This window comes from Vallitalea pronyensis, from assembly GCF_018141445.1.
Classification (GTDB): domain Bacteria; phylum Bacillota; class Clostridia; order Lachnospirales; family Vallitaleaceae; genus Vallitalea; species Vallitalea pronyensis.
Genome location: NZ_CP058649.1, coordinates 3516369 through 3534196, shown reverse-complemented (window position 1 = coordinate 3534196; position 17828 = coordinate 3516369). Strand labels below are relative to the sequence as shown.

Sequence of the window (17828 nt, the reverse complement as noted above, 5' to 3'; positions counted from 1 at the left end):
GGAGGAAAAGTGCTACAATAAGACATAGACAATTGAGAATGGAGAATGCTATGAAAGTTATGTTTGATAACCAAGGGGTTCAAGATTTACTGGATGATTATCAAAGAATTGTCGGTGTTAGAATTGCTGTTTATGATTTGGATTATAGAGAAGTGTATAAAAGTCCTAAGGAAATTAGTACCTTCTGCCAATTGATGCGAAAAAATAGTAGAATTGATCATGCATGCAGGAAATGTGATGTAAAAGCATTTTCCCATGTAAAAAAAACAAAAGAGATTTACCCCTACCAGTGCCATATGGGGTTAACAGAAGTCGTAGCGCCCATATTAGATGACGATGTCATTGTGGGGTATATTATGGTTGGGCAAATACTAAATCAATCAAATGTGGAGAAACAATGGGATTATATAACGAAGAAGAGTAAATTCATGGGAGCTGATATTACCAAGTTAAAGTCCCAATTTTTAGCTTTAAGGCAGCTGGATAACCATGACATTCAAGCGATCACCAAAATTATGCAAGCATGTGCATCCTATATCTGGTTAAAAAATCTTGTTCATGTAGAACGGGCCCCCTTATCCGAGAAAATACGTCTCTACGTGGAACAAAACATGTCTGAGAAGATATCTACCGATAGTATATGTGCACATCTAGGTGTTGGAAAAACCAGTATCTATCAGTGTGTTAAACAAAATTATGGGGTGTCTTTGATGCAATATATCAGACATATCAGAATTCAAGAAGCAAAAAAACTGCTTACCACCACAGATGGTTTAATCGGTGAGATTGCAGAAGTTGTTGGTTATGATGACTACAATTATTTTTCTAAAGATTTTAAAAAAATCACAAACATGTCACCAAGGGTTTATAGAAAGACAAAAGACACAGGGAGAAGCATGCTATGAAATTAAAACGTATTGGTGTACGTATCACCATGTATTATTCTTTGGTCATATTGGTTCTTATATTAATCATTAGTATTTCTCTGAGTTATGTTTTTTCAGACGAAATTATCGTTCAAAATAATAAAATTGCCAACCATAAAATTGATATCATTACTTATAATATTGGGGCTGAGATTGATAACATAAAAGACCTGCATAAAGAGATTACCCAAAATCCCAAGATAAAAGGACTGCTGAATAGGGCTTATGAAGGTGAGAAAAGCATAGAACTGGTGAATGTTCTTTCTCGAGAACTATTAAATTATAAGCAAAAGACACCCTATATTGTTAATCTCTTTTTCGTGGATATTGAGGATCATATTTTGGACCCTTTGTATCGGCTGGATTACTATAATGAGATCATTAGCAATAATCATGAGTTTGAGCAATATAAGCAAGACAAGTATAGGGCAAAGTTTTCCAACCCCACATCTTACCCCATAAAAAATAGTTATGTCAATAACAACATTATCTATTATGGACAAGTTCTTCGTGATGATGATTATCGTTTATTAGGCTACTTAATTCTTAACCTAAGAATAGAAATATTGTTCAGCGAAATAGAGGCGTTTTGTCAGGAAGCCTTTGATGCAGCTTATATTGTTAATGAGAATGATACCATCATACACTACATTGGAGAAGAAGACGAGAAAGAGCCTTTATCCTTTATAAATCATGCAATCAACCCTGAAGAGTCTCTCTATAAAAAGGATAATGAGCGTTATTTTGTTTACGAGCGACCCATTGAAAAATACCCATTATGGAAAATCGTTGGTATTAACAAGTATGATACAGTCATGTCTAACATGACCACATTGTATCGACTGGTTATCTACATCGGTCTTATATCCATTATTGTCATTATATGGGTCAGTTTCTTTATTGCTAAAAAGATTACAAATCCTATTCGTGATGTGAGCAGTGCCATGAAAAAATTTGAGCATTTTGAATGGCCTGAGGTTATTGAACCCAAAACAGAGGATGAGTTGAAAAATCTGGTCAGCGGTTTTAACAAAATGGTCATTAACATAAAACGCTTAACCCATCAGATAGAAAGGGAAACAGAAGAAAGGAAAAAAGTTGAACTGGCTTCTTTACAATTCCAACTGGAGCTCTTACAATCCCAAATCAATCCTCACTTTATTCATAACACCTTAAACTCCATGCAGTATTTGGCGTTGCGGGATAATGCCCATGATGTCCGGGAGATGATCAGGTCCCTTAATCTACTTCTTAGAGGAAGTATGTCCGTCGGTACGGAAGTAATACCTCTAGAAGAAGAACTCAAGTATCTGGATGGCTATATCAACATTCAAAAAAATCGATACAAAGATCGATTTGAAGTGGTTAAAGAAATCAGTGACGATATATACCCTTTGCAGGTACCTAAATTAATTCTTCAACCACTCGTGGAAAATGCTCTATATCATGGTATTTTACCCAAAGAAAAAAAGGGCATCATTACCGTCTATATTAAAAAAGAATCGGATGCAGTTGTTTTTAAAATCATGGATGATGGTATTGGTATGGATAAAAAAAGGTTAGAAACCATCTATCATAAAAAACAATCAAAAAGAACAAGCGGCTACAATCATATTGGGTTAAGCAATGTCAATGAAAGATTAAAATTGTATTTTGGAGCTAATTGCAGACTAGATATTTCCAGTGAACCAGGTGTTGGTACATGTGTGATGTTTAAAATACCTTTGGACCATCATGGTATAGAAGGACATTAGAAGGTATAAATAACCATAACAGGAGGTTCGATGATGTATAATGTATTAATTGTGGATGATGAGAATCCAGCTGTAGACATGTTGAAGATTATTATTGATTGGGAAGAGCAAGGGTTCTATATAGCTGACACAGCCTTTAATGGGAGAGAAGCATTTGAAAAATATGAAAACAATCCTTATGATTTGATCATAACAGATATTCAGATGCCTGTGATGGATGGTATTGAATTCATTAAACGTGTCAAAGAGAAGAAACCTGAACAGCCCATCATTATTTTAAGTTGCCACGAAGAATTTAGTTATGCAAAAGCTGCTGTAAAAATGGGTGTCACAGACTATTTAATCAAAGACCTTCTTACAAAAGAAGATTTATATACGGTATTAGGAAAAGTGAAAGAAACCCTCAAGCATGAAGATGAACGCTTAAAAACCCTAGAGGTTCTAAAAAAATATCTACTGATGGACGATTATCTATTTACCATACAAAATGAAATGTTAAAATCCATTATACTTGAAAACTTAAGTTATCAAGACATAGAAACTAAAATAAATAAGCTGAATATTGATCTAAAAAGCGATGATTATTTACTCCTTCATATTACAGAAGACCATGTGCACGAAAAAGATAGGGAGTTGCATCATGACGAAAAAAACATCTACCGCAGATGTATTGTTGATACAGTTAATACGGTTTTGAACGATAGGGCTTATGGCAAAATGGACGGGGGCATGTGTGTTTATCTGAAGGAAGGTGAATATGTTGCTCTGGTAAAAGTCCAGCCCATTATAAGTGAAAAACATTACCTTGCGGACAGCTATGCTCTAGCTAGTAAAGTAAAACGTGACATCACGAAATTGGTAGGTAACTCCCTAACCATCATTATAGGTCAAGTATTTGGTGATTTAACCAAGGCACCTAATATGTATGAGCAAACCAAGGATACATTACTCTATCGTTTTTATTTTGGAAAAGGGAAGATTCTCTTCTATAATACCATCATTAAAAAAGTGGCCCCTGTAAAACCTGAAAAAATTGAAGAAGCCTTAAACAGTATTCATCAATGGGTAGAAGAACGCAATCTAACATGCTTAATGGATAGCATTGAATTAATCTATCAAGATGCTTCTAACGGGTTCATGCAATATAATTATGTCCAGTATATCGCCACACGATTTATGGAAATGGTCATGAAGATTAGTAAAGAATACGCAATAGCCTATCAAGAGTTGTTTGGCACCAATTACTTGCCCCTTAATACCATACAGCAGCTGGATACCATTGACGATATAAAAAACTGGTTTAAAGACTTGTTCACGCGAGTCGTAACAAAGATGAATGAAAAAAAATCAACGTACAGTCTGCGTGTACTTCAAGCGACAAAATACATTACACAAAATTATCATAAAGCCATAAGTTTAAACGATATTGCAAATCATTTGCACATCAATAAAATCTATTTATCAAGAATTTTTAAAGAAGAAACTCAGATGACCATAACCGAATACATTCATTATGTTCGTATTGAAGAGTCCAAGAAGTTAATCCAGCATAGTGATTATAAGATGTATGACATTGCAGAAAGAGTGGGTTATATCAATATCCAGCATTTCAATACGCGCTTTAAGAAAATAACAGGCATGACACCTCTACAATTCAAAAAAACAAATAAAAAATAGAGTTTATATTGATTAATTTTAGTTTATATTGATTAATTTTCATAAAAATATTTGTGCTACTATTAAAACCGTAGAACAAATATTTTTTTTGTGTAGTAAATTGTATAAAATGACGGAACGGTAGGTGATCAAAAAAGTGAATAACACGTTGGAATTTCGAGATATATGCAAAAATTTTCCAGGCGTTAAAGCATTAGATAATATGAGTTTTAAGGTGCAATCGGGGGAAGTGGTTGCTTTTTTAGGAGAGAATGGTGCAGGTAAATCAACACTCTTAAAAATATTAAATGGTGATTTTCAGCAATGTGAAGGGAGCTATTTAATAGACAATGAGGCCATTCAGTTTAAAAATCCGTATGAGGCCATTCAAGCAGGCATCAGCATTATCTATCAAGAGCGACAAGTGGTGGACTATTTAACAGTTGGCGAGAATGTCTTCATGGGAAATATGCCTTTAAAAGCCAATGGCTTAGTAGATTTCAAAACCATGAATGAAGCCACACAAAAGATCATAGATGAATTTGACTTAGATATGAAAGCCACAGACCAGGTTAAACATCTGAGCGTAGCCTATCAGCAAATGGTTGAGATCATGAAGGCTTATAATCGGCAGTTAAAAGTCATTGCTTTTGATGAGCCAACAGCAAGTTTATCCAATGCAGAGATAGAAAAGCTATTCTTAATTATTAGGAATCTAAAGAAAAAAGGTGTCATCGTCTTATACGTTTCTCATCGATTAAAAGAAATCTTTGAACTTTCGGATCGGGTCATTGTGTTTAAAGATGGGCGATTAGTAGATATAAAAAATACCAAAGAAACAAATGAAGCAGAGCTTGTTAAATTAATGGTTGGTCGTGATCTAGGTGATGTATTTAATGAATTGGATAGGAATGAAACATTTGGCGACAACATACTGGACGTGAAGAACCTAAGTAATCATTATGTAAAAGATATTTCTTTTCATGTCCGTAAAGGAGAAATTCTAGGTCTATCTGGTTTGGTTGGTGCTGGAAGGACCGAAACCATTAGAAGCATATTTGGCGCAGATCCTTTGTTATCAGGAGACATCTACTTTGACGGTGAAAAGGTTCAGATAAAGTCCCCTGAAGACGCTATTGCATTAGGCATGGGGCTATGTCCAGAGGATAGGAAAGGTCAAGGGATAGCACCCATTCGGTCCGTGAAAGAAAACGCCAGTATGGCTATACTAAAGCGTTTAACCAAATTTGGATTCATTCAGAAAAAAGCTGAAAAAGAAGTGGTTCAAAAAGGTATTGTTGATTTGAATATCAAAACATCGTCCATGGAAAAACAGATTGTGTATCTAAGTGGAGGAAATCAGCAAAAGGTCATCCTGGCTAGATGGTTAGCCCATCATCCCAAATTACTGATACTAGATGAACCAACAAAAGGTATTGATGTAGGTGCAAAGTCTGAGATATACAGGATCATATGTCGATTAGCAAATCAGGGTATTGGTATCATTATCATATCATCAGAGTTACCTGAAATCATAGGCATATCCGACCGGATTATGGTAATGGCTAATGGTGAAAAAAAAGGTGAACTGAATCGACAAGAGGCAACAGAAGAGAGGATACTAGGATTAGCAATGCTTGGAACGGATATAGGAGGAAGTGAAAAGTGAGTATGCAAACGAATGAAGTAAAACAAGATAAATGGAGCATTATAAAACAATACATTGGCTCTGAAAAAATAGGGCTCATGATTGCATTAGTAGTGATGGTTATCATTTTTTCATATTTGTCCCCTCATTATTTTACTGCAAAAAACTTGATGAACATTTTGGTGGCATCTTCATTGGTGGGACTTGCGGCTATTGGTCAGTCCTACTTGGTCATCGGTGGGCAGATAGACTTATCCCCAGGGGCTGTTGCAGGGTTTTCAGGTGTATTGGCGGCTATACTGTTACAAAATGGATTCGGTACAGTACCTACCTTGTTGATTGTTGTTGTAGCAGGTATTTTAATTGGCTTTATTAATTCGCTTATTGTGAATACCTTAAAGATAGCACCATTTATTGCAACGCTGGCAACCATGCAGGCTATTCGAGGTCTGGCTTACATTATCTGTAATGGTAAACCTATTTATATCCAAGACAAGACCTATCTCAGCATTGGAAAAGACCGTATTCTGGGTGTACCTATACCTGTTATTATACTTATTTTGGCGTTTATTGTGTTTATTATTCTATTGTCCAAGAGTCGTTTTGGTAGAAACCTCTATATTGTAGGAGGGAACCCAGTCGCTGCCCGTTTAGCAGGTATTAACGCTAAACGTGTCATATCAAAGGCTTTTATGATTACATCTGGATTATCTGCCCTTGGTGGAGCAATACTGGCATCAAGAATGAATTCAGGGCAGCCTTCATCATCCATGGGCTTAGAAATGAGTGCTGTAACAGCTGTTGTTCTTGGAGGGATTGCATTTACAGGAGGTATAGGAAGTCTAGGAGGAACCGTTATTGGTGTCCTTATATTACAGGGTTTTAATAATGGACTCTTAATCATGAATGTACCACAGTTTTGGCAATATGTAGCAAGTGGCTTATTACTTGTTGCTGCCTTATCATTTGATTATTTGAGATCTAGAAAGAGAGTATAGTATAATCAATAAGACTATTGATTACATTATAGATGTAAGGATATGCACATAAAAGAGGAGGAAATGAAATGTCTAAATTTACAAAGTTAATTGCTTTCATGATGGTGGTTATGATGTTAATCGTGGGGTGTAGTAAACCAGCAGATGATAAGACCAATAAGGACACAGGTTCCAAGACAGAAACCAATAACGATGATGCAAAAGACAAAGATATTGTTCTAGCAGGGATTTATAAAGATTTAAGCCAAGTCTGGTTCCAAGGTACATCATCTTCAGCTAAAGCCAAAGCTATGAGCATGGGTGCTAGTGACATGTTGTTGATTGATGCTAAAATGGATGCAGATACATACTTAAATGCCCTTGACAATATCATAGCTCAAGAAGTGGATGGGTTAATCGTATGTGTACCAGATCAAAAATTAAGTACCATTACGGTGGAGAAATGTAAAGCAGCAGGTATTCCAGTTATCGCAGATGATGATGGTTTGATTGATGAGAACGGTGTGCATATTGCTCCTGCTCTCGAACTGGATGCTTATCGTGTAGGGCAGCAACAAGGTGAATGGTTAGTGAATCATGTGAAGGACAATGCATTAATTAAAGACCCAGCTAAAACAGGTTATTTTGTTCTTGAAATGACCACCGTATCCAGTGTTTTACCTCGATCAGAAGGTGCACTTGATAAGTGGAATGAGTCCAACATGGAGCTGCCAGAACAGAATGTAATTCGTGGGGACTATTTAGGTTCCACAGAGGAAGCATTTACAGTAGCATCCGCTATCATAACAGCTAACCCACAAATTGATACCTGGTTTGCTACAGCACCTAATGATGAAGGTGCGGCTGGTATTGTAAGAGCATTAGAACAAGCGGGCCTTGATCAAAATGCAGTTGTAGCTGGTTTAGGGGGCTACTTAGCAAAAGATGAATGGAAAAAAGACTATTCTGCCTTTAAAGCATCAGGTTATTTTAGTTCGAAAGTAGATGGTGAAGCAGTAGCTGAAGCCATGATGAACCATTTATTACATGGCACAGAAATATTTGGCGAGTACAAAAAAGAAGGTGCTGAATTTGGTGTTTACCCTCTAGGGGCCATTATGGTCACAAAGGATGACTATAAAGAGGTTATGGGGGCAGATGCTGAATAGAGAAGTGTTTGTTTACTAGTTGTTCATAGACGTTTAGCATTATTTATAGGTAGCGTTATAGTAAAAGAGGGATATGCCCAACAAGTATGGTTGAGATATCCCTCTTATAATACTATTATTTCTTTATGGATTTTTTAGAATAGGGGGTATTATCTAAAGGCAAACTTCGCCTAAAAAGTCCATCGTAGCGATAGTAAGCCTGTGCTACAGCTGGTGCTGTAGGGATGGAACAGATTTCTCCAATGCCTTTTGCACCATGGGCTAGCCCATCATGGGTCTTACCAACGATAATCGGTTGAATGTCAGGCACTTGATTAGCTTTAAGAAGTCCTAAAGTTCCAAATTTTCCTTGAGGAACACTTTCTATAAGGGGGTAATCCTCTGTAAGGGCATAGCCAAGGCTCATCACAACACCGCCTTGAATCTGTCCTTCAATGGCGTTAGGATTGATAGGTGTACCCACATCATGAGCCGCATACACTTTGGATAACTTGCCCTCATCATCTAACACAACCACATGGGTCGCATACCCATAGGTTACATGACTATATGGATAAGGTTTATCGGAGCCCATAGGGTCCGTCACACAAGTGTATTCTCCATAATATTCTTCCCCTTCTAGTTCCTGTAAGGTTTTCGTCTCTAATGCTTCCTTTAATTGATTGGCAGCAATCTTTGTTGCTTCACCAGTAAAGACCGTTTGCCTTGAAGCCGTTGTATTACCAGAATTAGGCGCAACAGTTGTGTCCGGGTCACAATGAATAATATCACAGGGTGCTACACCTAATACTTGACAAATCATCTGAGTCATGACGGTAGCTAGACCCTGACCAATACAAGCTGCACTGGTATGGGTATTAATCTTACCATCCTTTATAATAAGACGACAACGGCCAGTATCAGGAATGCCTACGCCAAGGCCGCTGTTTTTCATGGCACATGCAATCCCAGCCTTTGGATGCTTGTCATAGATCTCTTTTACAGCTTCTAAGGTTTCAGTAAAGGCTGTATAGTCGTCTGCAATTTGACCATTAGGAAGTATCTGTCCAGGGCGTATAGCATTCTTGTATCGAAATTCCCAAGGGGATAGCCCCGCTTGTTCAGCAAGTTGATTTAGGTTGCATTCGATAGCAAAACAACTCTGGGTTACACCAAAACCACGAAAAGCACCGCCTGGCGGGTTGTTGGTATAAACAGCTTTACCAAGAATGTCAATATCTTGATAGTTATAAGGACCTGCTGCATGGGTACATGCACGTTGAAGCACAGGACCACCTAAGGATGCATAAGCCCCAGTATCCGAAATAATAGTAGCTTTCATGGCAGTTAAGTTGCCTTCTGCATCACAAGCCGTCGTAAATTCCATCTCCATAGCATGACGTTTAGGGTGGACAATAAGACTTTCTTTACGGCTTAAGGATACTTTTACAGGCTGTTTGGTGATATAAGCAAGTATAGCCGCATGATGCTGTACAGACATATCTTCTTTACCACCAAAACCACCACCAACCATTTTACTGACCACACGGACTTGGCTAGCTTTAAGTCCTAATGCTTCAGCACATTCTTTTCGTGTCTGATAGATGCCTTGATCGGCACAGTAGATGATCATGCCATCTCGATCAGGTACGGCTAGAGCAGTCTCCGGTTCTAGGAAAGCATGTTCTGTAAAAGGTGTGCTGTAACGGTTCGTGACCACATGTTCAGCATGTTTAATTTTCTCATCGGCATTCCCTCGTACAAGATGCTCAATGGATAAGATATTACCACCTTCATGAATGAGTGGGGCATCCTCTTTCATGGCGTCAGCAGGGCAGGTGAGTGGTTTCAGTACTTCATATTGTATGTCAATGGCTTTTTTAGCCGCTTCAAGTATTTCTTTTGTCTCAGCCGCAATAAGAACAATGGCATCGCCCATATAACGGGTGGTGTCACCTTCAGCTATGAGTACATCCCAATCTTTTTTAATGTGGCCGACTTTTGTTGCACCAGGGAGTTCTTTTGCTGTAATAACAGCTTTTACACCAGCCATTGCTTTGGCTTTTTCTGTATAGATATGTTTAACAATGGCTCTAGGGTGAGCACTGCGTACACTACTGCCATAAAGCATCTGATCCACATACAAATCATCCACATATTCTGCTTCACCAAGCGTTTTACCAACGGCATCCACACGGTGCATGTTTTCACCAACTCGACCAGTGAAGGCCGTTTCTGGTATAGGCATATTTTCTCTCAATATGTTAGCGGCTAGGGTAACAGCCGTTACAATCTTTGTGTAGCCGGTGCATCGGCATATATTGTTGCGAAGTGCATGGCGAATCTGTTCCTCTGTTGGTGCAGCATTTTGATCAATTAAGCCTTTTGCACTGATGACCATGCCAGGCGTACAGAAGCCGCATTGAACAGCTCCTGCTTCTGCAAAGGCATAAGCATAGACACTCTTTTCACGATCAGTAAGTCCTTCTACAGTGATAATGTGTTTACCTTCTAATCGGTCAGTATTCAGTATGCACGACTTTGTTGCCTTCCCATCAACAAGAATCATGCATGTGCCACAGGCACCTTCACCACAGCCGTTTTTTACCGAGGTAAGATGGAGCGTATCACGTAAATAATGGATGAGTTTTTGATTTTGATTCACATGGACTTTCTGTCCATTGACTATAAAATCTGACATCATATGTCACCCCAATCAATAATTATAATAAGTGTATTGTTCACAGACAGCCTGCATCATTTCCATGATTTCAACGGGAATATCTGGATACGTTTCATGTAGATTAATGGTCATTAACTGGCCATCTAGACGTAAAACACATTGTCCGACAGTTTTATCTTTAATAAAGAAACCGGCATTATGACTTGACTGTAACATGGCTTCACTACCAAATAGTGTGAATTTATCTTGGTAAGGTGCACTGCTGTAAGGGCAGAAGGTTTCACAGTTTCCACATTCATTACACATGTTATCCAAGTGTATAATCTGTGGCATGTGTTGACTTGGTATCTTAACGGTTATATTAGCACGATTAGGACAGACATCCACACAAGCTTCACAGATGGTTGAACATTCAAGGCAGCGATTTCCATCGCTGTTGGATACAGGCATTTCTAAAATACCTTTCTTAGCATAAGCCCTCTCAGCATCTCCTTTGTAGGAAAGGTCTTCAAACCCTGTTTCGGTAATAGCTTCTTTCTCTAGGACAGAGAGAGCAAAGCTGGTAGCGTCTGCAATGGCCTCAACAATGGTGGCTGGTCCTCTAAGTGCATCACCTGCTACATAGACATGGTCCATACTGGTTTCACATGAATGAAGATCAGCTTCCACATAACCTTTATCCGTCAGGGTTATACCTTGTTGGGCAAACCAACTGCTGTCTATTTTCTCACCAACAGCTGCAACAACTGTATCCGCTTCAACAGTAATCATGTCATCTGTTGGTACGGGTCGTCTCCTGCCAGAGGCATCAGGTGCACCTAAGATCATCTTCTGACAGGTGAGTTTACCATCTACCCATTTAGTAGGGGAGAGTAATTCCATAAAGGTTATACCATCTTCCAGTGCTAGATATAATTCTTCTTCATCGGCGGGCATATATTTTTTGGTTCTTCTGTAGATCAGGTAGACATCTTTTACACCTTGCACACGTTTGGCTGCACGAGCAGCATCCATGGCTGTATTACCACCACCAATAACGGCTACAGATTCACCAAGATGCATGTTTCCTTTCTGCTTACGATAGTCAGCTAAGAATTCGAGGACATTCTGAGGTGTAGTACCTTCTAATGGGAGGATACCTGGTTCGTAAGCACCAACTGCAATTAAGATGTATGGATAACCTGCTTCTTGTAGGGTTTTAATGGAATTTTGCTCACTATTAAGCTTAATGGTTACGCCCATAGCTTTTACAAGATCAATATCATGCTGAACGGATTCAGAAGATATTCTGAATTCAGGTACAACATGTTTCACAATGCCACCAAGGGAATCTTGCTTTTCAAAAATGGTCACATCCATACCAGCTCGACCAAGGAAATAGCCTGCAGCCAATCCAGCTGGTCCACCGCCAATGACAGCCACTTTAGCATCCGATTTTTTTTCTGGTACGGTAATGGTTCCAAGTAATGCATCCATGGCTTGCTCTGCTGCTAATAGCTTAGCGCTGCGTATTTTAACCGGTTCTTCATAGAAGTGGCGGGTACACTTGGTCATGCAACGATGGTTACATACGGTACCAGTAATAAATGGAAGGGGATTTTTATCCACAATAATTTGGAGTGCATCCAGATAACGACCTTCTTCCACACAGTGTAAATATGCAGGCACAGCTTGTTCAATGGGACAGCCATGGGAACAGGGGGCCATGAAGCAATTTACCAGAGGTACGGTGTCTTTTATTTTACGGCTTGGCATGGGTTTAATGGGTTTTATATGATGAGGGTCTGTAAGGGCATATGTTCTTAATTGATCAAGAGCATCAGGATTTACAGGATTATCGGTCTTCAAGCTATTGCCAAGTTTTTCAGCTATTTGAAGACATCTACCATAGCCACCTGATTTTAATAACGTGGTTGCAATGGTAATGGGCCATATGCCTGTATTGTAGATATCCGTTATATTAAAAATCTCTGCGCCTCCAGAGTAAGAGATGTTTATATCACCACCTAGAGCCTTGGTTAATTTGTCAGCAAGGGATATGGAAAGGGGGTAGAGGGAGCGGCCAGACATATACATTTCCTCCCCAGGAAGCTCATTTTGGGTGATTTTAACAGGAAATGTATTGGTCAGTTTTACGCCAAAGCTAACATGATTATTTTTTGCAATCCCTTGTAAGCGTTTAATCATGGGTATAGCATCCTCGAACTGTAAGTCGTTCTGGAAGTGATGCTCATCAAATACAAGGTAATCATAACCCATCTCATCTAAGGTGGAACGGGCATAGTCATAGCCTAATAAGGTTGGGTTACATTTTATATAAGTATTTAAGTGTTTTTCTTTCATTAAATAAGAAGCAATACGTTCAATTTCTTCAGGAGGACATCCATGAAGGGTAGAGAGGGTAATGGATGTGCATATGCTTGAAGAAATAGAGTGTACATAGGATTCATCCACGTGATGCCAAGCATCCAGATTATCCAAAATATACTTTTCGCAAGTGGCCCATATCTTGGAGTGAGACGCATCTTTTAATCCCTCGATAAAGGTATCAATTTTCTTCGATGTAATACCTTCATAATCATAACCAACAGACATGTTAAAAATAAAACCCTCAGGGCTGCCAAATCCATACTCTTTTGATAAGAGTTTAAGCCCATACCATGCTTTTACATATTCGTCAAAGGCTTCTGGTACAGTCAGTTCTGTGGACCATTCCACGTTATAACCCTCATCTTCTGCCTTAATACAAGGTTTGGAGACAGGAAGGTCTTCCCCATCAAGGGTCTGAACAGTTTTTAATTCAAAGAAACGGCATCCAGCTACATAAGCGGCAATGATGTTTTGGGCAAGCTGGGTGTGAGGACCTGCAGCAGGTCCAAAAGGTGTTTCCAGGTGTTCACCAAATATATCTAGCTTTTCACCATGGGTATGATGATAATACTTTTTCACCCCGAAGATCTGTTGATGCTCTTCTTTTTCCTGTAAAATCCATCCCATCAGTTCATGGAATGGTATCGGTATCATACGGTCATTCATAAACAGTACCTCCTTCAATTGATTGATCTTATCCTAGAACCTTATCACGGTAATTATCGATTCATCTTTTCCCATAAGGTCACAGCCAATTCTCGTGAATGTGCCATGAGTTGTTCCTCATCTATACCAAGTACTTGACGATCTTTCATGACAAGTTTCCCATTAATCATGGTAGTCGTTACATGACGGCCACTTAGACCAAAGAGAATATGCCCATTGCAGTTATTCCCGTCTAGAGGCGTAAAGGGGTTATAATCCGCAATAATCACATCTGCATAAGCACCTTCTTTTAAGATGCCTAATGGTTTGTTGTAGAAGCGATTAGCGATTGCAGCATTGTTATGAAAAAGCATTTGTGGTACTTCACCCCAAGCAACAGAAGGGTTACATAATTGATGCTTAGGAAGAATATTGGCTACTTTCATGGACTCTAACATATCACTGGTATAACCGTCTGTTCCTAGACCTAGAGGAATGTCACGGCGCATCAGTTCTAATACAGGTGTGAAACCAACAGCATTACCCATATTGGATTCTGGATTGTGAACAACCATGGTATCTGTTTCTTTTAGAAGATCCATTTCCCGTTGATTCACATGAATACAATGAATAGCAAGGGTATCTGGACCAAGAATTTCATGGTCCATTAACCGTTCAACAACTCTCTTATTATATTGAGAAAGAGCGTCATGGAGATCCCCGATGCCTTCCGCAACATGCACATGATACCCGGTTTCTGCTGGTAACTGACTTGCGATATAATCAAGACTGGTATCAGAAAGAGTAAATGAAGCATGTAAGCCCATCATACCTTTTTGCATGTCCGTTACATCCTTCTTAGCTGCCTGAATAAAATCCACATTTTCTTTCACAGCTTCTACCATGGCATGGTGACCATGCCGATCCGATACTTCATAACATAGCGACGTTCTTATACCCAATTTTTTAGCTACTTCAGAGATTTCAAAGAGGCTGCCAGCAGTGGCACCATAACTAGCGTGATGGTCAAATACTGTTGTCACACCATTTTTAATACATTCTAAATATGTGACATAGGCACTTAATTGCACATCTTCTAAGGTTAAATGCTTATCAATCTTCCACCACATACCTTCAAGGATTTCTAAGAAATTAGAAGGATTGTGATTGTTAAGCATCATAGCACGTGCTAGGGCACTGTAAATATGATGATGAGTGTTGATAAGTCCTGGCATAATCAATCCACCTTTTGCATCCACAAAAGAAGCTTCAGGATATTTTGAACGTAATGCATCGGTACTTCCCACATCACTTATACATGGTCCATCTACAACAAGGCAACCATCCTCTATAAAAGGCTGATTTGGATCTCTTGTAATCATACGGCCGTTCCCAATTAAAATCATGTATATCGCTCCTTTAATCTATTGTTATTGTGAAATGAATTAATCCACATGATGTCTTTGAAGAAAAGACATTCATGATGGAAGAAAGGGACAAATGTCCTAAAATATTTTGCATATATCTGTAACATGATAATAAACGTATGGCGATAAATAGAATTATGCGTCATATATAGAAAATTATCATGTTCAACGACAACATATATATCTTGTCGATAATTCCGACAATTATGTCGAAGGTGTTACCATGGCTATTGAAAAGGATAATGTAGTATGCATTATTTAATGGACTGCTTAATTGCAGTAAGTATAGAAAAATACAGTTGTCACAAGTATATCCTCTTAATAACAGACTACCATCATTAGAGGCAAAAGTCAAAGGAAATAAAAATATTTTTGTAAGAAAAAAATATTTTTGTAAATCTAATTGATTTGTTGATTCCATGGTGTTATACTGTAGTTATAAATAAATAGATTTTGGGTGTCACATGTTATGAAATGACGAAATATTATATTATTTATGTCCATAAGTTACAATGAATATTTAACGAGTGGATAGGTGTTATTTCATAAGATAACGTTATCAGTGGATAGTGCAGCATGCTAATAGGTTGTACACATGAGAGGATTATATGATGGAAGATATGAATTTGGAATTTTTAAAAAGATTAGCGAAAGGGCTTGTAGAACATTTTGGTAGTCATTGTGAAGTGGTTATTCATGATCTAAAGTCTCATAATCTACAAAAAACAATTATAGCCATTGAGAATGGTCATGTGACCAATCGTAAGATTGGCGACGGGGCTTCACATATTGTGTTGGATACCCTTAACCATCAGGAAGAGGAGTTGGAAGATGCCATTGGGTATCTTACCAAAACCCATGATGGACGTGTCTTAAAATCCAGCAGCATCTACATACGTGATGAAAAAGGAGAACCCCAGTATATTTTTTGCATAAATTATGATATGACACAATTAACCATTGCTGAGAGCGCTATAAAATCGTTACTTAATCTAGAAAGCACCCCATGTACCGAAGCAGAAGAAATCCCAACCAATGTCAATGATTTGTTAGATGACCTTATTGAAGAATCCGTGAAACGTATTGGAAAACCTGTTGCTCTTATGAGTAAAGAAGATAAAATCAGTTGTATAAGATTTCTTAACGATGCAGGAGCCTTTCTCATTACAAAATCAGGTGACAAGATATCCACATACTTTGGTATATCAAAATATAGTATTTATAACTATATAGATATAAAACGCTAGGAAAGTGCTTAACAATAGGGTAAGCACAATGAAAATGAGATTTATAATAAACATATTATCTTGAGATAAACAAGGAGGACGATGATGGATTTTAACGCTATTAAAGAAAAAGCTCAAACGTATAAAGGAAAGATGACCAAGTTTTTAAGAGATTTAATTGCTATACCTGGTGAAAGCTGTGGTGAAGAAGGTGTCATTCGCCGGATAGCCAAAGAGATGGAAGAAGTAGGATTTAACAAAGTAGACATTGATAAAATGGGAAATGTTCTGGGATATATGGGAACTGGTAAAACCCTTATTGCCTATGATGCACACATTGATACAGTAGGACTTGGGGAAATGAGTAATTGGACCTTTGATCCTTATGCAGGTTATGAAAATGATGAAGAAATTGGTGGTCGTGGTGCGTCAGACCAACTTGGGGGTATTGTATCCAGTGTATACGGTGCAAAGATAATGAAAGATCTGGACTTATTAAGTGATGATTATACCGTCCTTGTTACAGGTACTGTTCAAGAAGAAGATTGCGACGGTTTATGCTGGCAGTACATTATTAATGAAGACAATATTGAACCTGAATTCGTTGTGATTACAGAACCAACAAATGGCAATATCTACCGAGGACAACGGGGACGTATGGAAATTCGTGTTGAGGTAAAAGGGATATCCTGCCATGGGTCTGCTCCAGAGCGAGGTGACAATGCGATCTACAAAATGTCAGATATTCTTCAAGAAGTAAGGGCGCTGAATGATAAATTACATGTGGACCCATTCCTTGGTAAAGGGACCCTTGCAGTATCCGAGATATTTTTTAATTCACCATCCCGTTGTGCCGTAGCCGATATGTGTGCTATATCCATTGATCGACGTTTAACAGATGGAGAAACCTATCAGTCAGCACTTGAAGAAATACGTGCCTTACCAACTGTTCAGAAGTATGGTGCTGAAGTAACCATGTATAAATATAGTCGACCAAGCTGGACGAATCTAACCTACCCAACAGATTGTTATTTCCCAACGTGGGTTATACCAGAAGACAGTAAGCCTACGAAAGCAATGGTTGAAGCTTATGAAGGCATGTATGGTACACCAAAAGTGGATAAATGGACATTCTCAACCAATGGCGTATCCATTATGGGTCGATATGGTATACCTTGTATTGGATTTGGCCCTGGTAAAGAAGAAGAAGCACATGCACCTAATGAGAAGACATGGAAAGCTGATTTGGTAAAATGCGCAGCTGTCTATGCCGCATTACCAACCATTTACTGTAAAGATAAGAAATAGATTTCAATTAAATCCAGTAAGAGTCGTCATCATTTATAATGAATCAATCCTATCATCAAT

The 17828-nt window shown here is 38.4% G+C and carries 11 protein-coding genes; 8 read left to right on the top strand and 3 right to left on the bottom strand.

Going from position 1 to position 17828, the window contains the following annotated elements; genetic code table 11:
- Positions 1-50 precede the first annotated feature (50 nt).
- From HZI73_RS14895 to HZI73_RS14870, 6 genes are all read left to right on the top strand, one after another.
- Complete coding sequence (locus HZI73_RS14895; protein ID WP_212694171.1) at positions 51-905, top strand: PocR ligand-binding domain-containing protein; 855 nt, start codon at positions 51-53, stop codon at positions 903-905.
- Positions 902-2680, top strand: coding sequence for a sensor histidine kinase (locus tag HZI73_RS14890; RefSeq protein WP_212694170.1), 1779 nt, complete (start codon positions 902-904; stop codon positions 2678-2680). The genes HZI73_RS14895 and HZI73_RS14890 overlap by 4 nt, the downstream gene beginning before the upstream one ends.
- 30 nt (positions 2681-2710) lie before the next feature.
- A complete protein-coding gene (locus tag HZI73_RS14885; RefSeq protein WP_212694169.1) occupies positions 2711-4357 on the top strand; it encodes a response regulator transcription factor in 1647 nt (548 codons plus the stop codon).
- Between the two features lie 136 nt (positions 4358-4493).
- A complete protein-coding gene (locus HZI73_RS14880) occupies positions 4494-6005 on the top strand; it encodes a sugar ABC transporter ATP-binding protein (protein WP_212694168.1) in 1512 nt (503 codons plus the stop codon).
- A gap of 2 nt (positions 6006-6007) precedes the next feature.
- Positions 6008-6982 carry an ABC transporter permease gene (locus HZI73_RS14875; RefSeq protein WP_212698824.1) on the top strand — a complete coding sequence of 325 codons (975 nt, stop codon included), beginning with the start codon at positions 6008-6010 and terminating at the stop codon, positions 6980-6982.
- A gap of 68 nt (positions 6983-7050) precedes the next feature.
- On the top strand, positions 7051-8130 hold the full coding sequence (locus HZI73_RS14870) for a substrate-binding domain-containing protein (protein ID WP_212694167.1): 1080 nt from the start codon (positions 7051-7053) through the stop codon (positions 8128-8130).
- Positions 8131-8245: 115 nt separating this feature from the next.
- Here HZI73_RS14870 and xdh read toward each other — a convergent pair whose 3' ends face one another.
- From xdh to ssnA, 3 genes are read right to left on the bottom strand one after another with little or no spacing between them, the layout of a single operon-like run.
- Positions 8246-10810 (bottom strand): selenium-dependent xanthine dehydrogenase, encoded by a 2565-nt coding sequence (xdh, locus tag HZI73_RS14865; RefSeq protein WP_212698823.1) that lies wholly within the window; start codon positions 10808-10810, stop codon positions 8246-8248.
- A 15-nt stretch (positions 10811-10825) separates the two neighbouring features.
- Positions 10826-13828 carry a putative selenate reductase subunit YgfK gene (ygfK, locus tag HZI73_RS14860; RefSeq protein ID WP_212694166.1) on the bottom strand — a complete coding sequence of 1001 codons (3003 nt, stop codon included), beginning with the start codon at positions 13826-13828 and terminating at the stop codon, positions 10826-10828.
- Between the two features lie 53 nt (positions 13829-13881).
- The gene (gene ssnA, locus HZI73_RS14855) at positions 13882-15213 is read right to left on the bottom strand and encodes a putative aminohydrolase SsnA (protein ID WP_212694165.1); all 1332 of its coding nucleotides are present in this window, start codon (positions 15211-15213) and stop codon (positions 13882-13884) included.
- A 629-nt stretch (positions 15214-15842) separates the two neighbouring features.
- Between ssnA and HZI73_RS14850 the strand changes: the two genes are divergently transcribed.
- Together HZI73_RS14850 and HZI73_RS14845 are read left to right on the top strand one after the other, a co-directional pair.
- On the top strand, positions 15843-16481 hold the full coding sequence (locus HZI73_RS14850) for a helix-turn-helix transcriptional regulator (protein WP_212694164.1): 639 nt from the start codon (positions 15843-15845) through the stop codon (positions 16479-16481).
- An 84-nt stretch (positions 16482-16565) separates the two neighbouring features.
- Positions 16566-17768 (top strand): YgeY family selenium metabolism-linked hydrolase, encoded by a 1203-nt coding sequence (locus HZI73_RS14845; protein ID WP_212698822.1) that lies wholly within the window; start codon positions 16566-16568, stop codon positions 17766-17768.
- Positions 17769-17828: the final 60 nt, after the last annotated feature.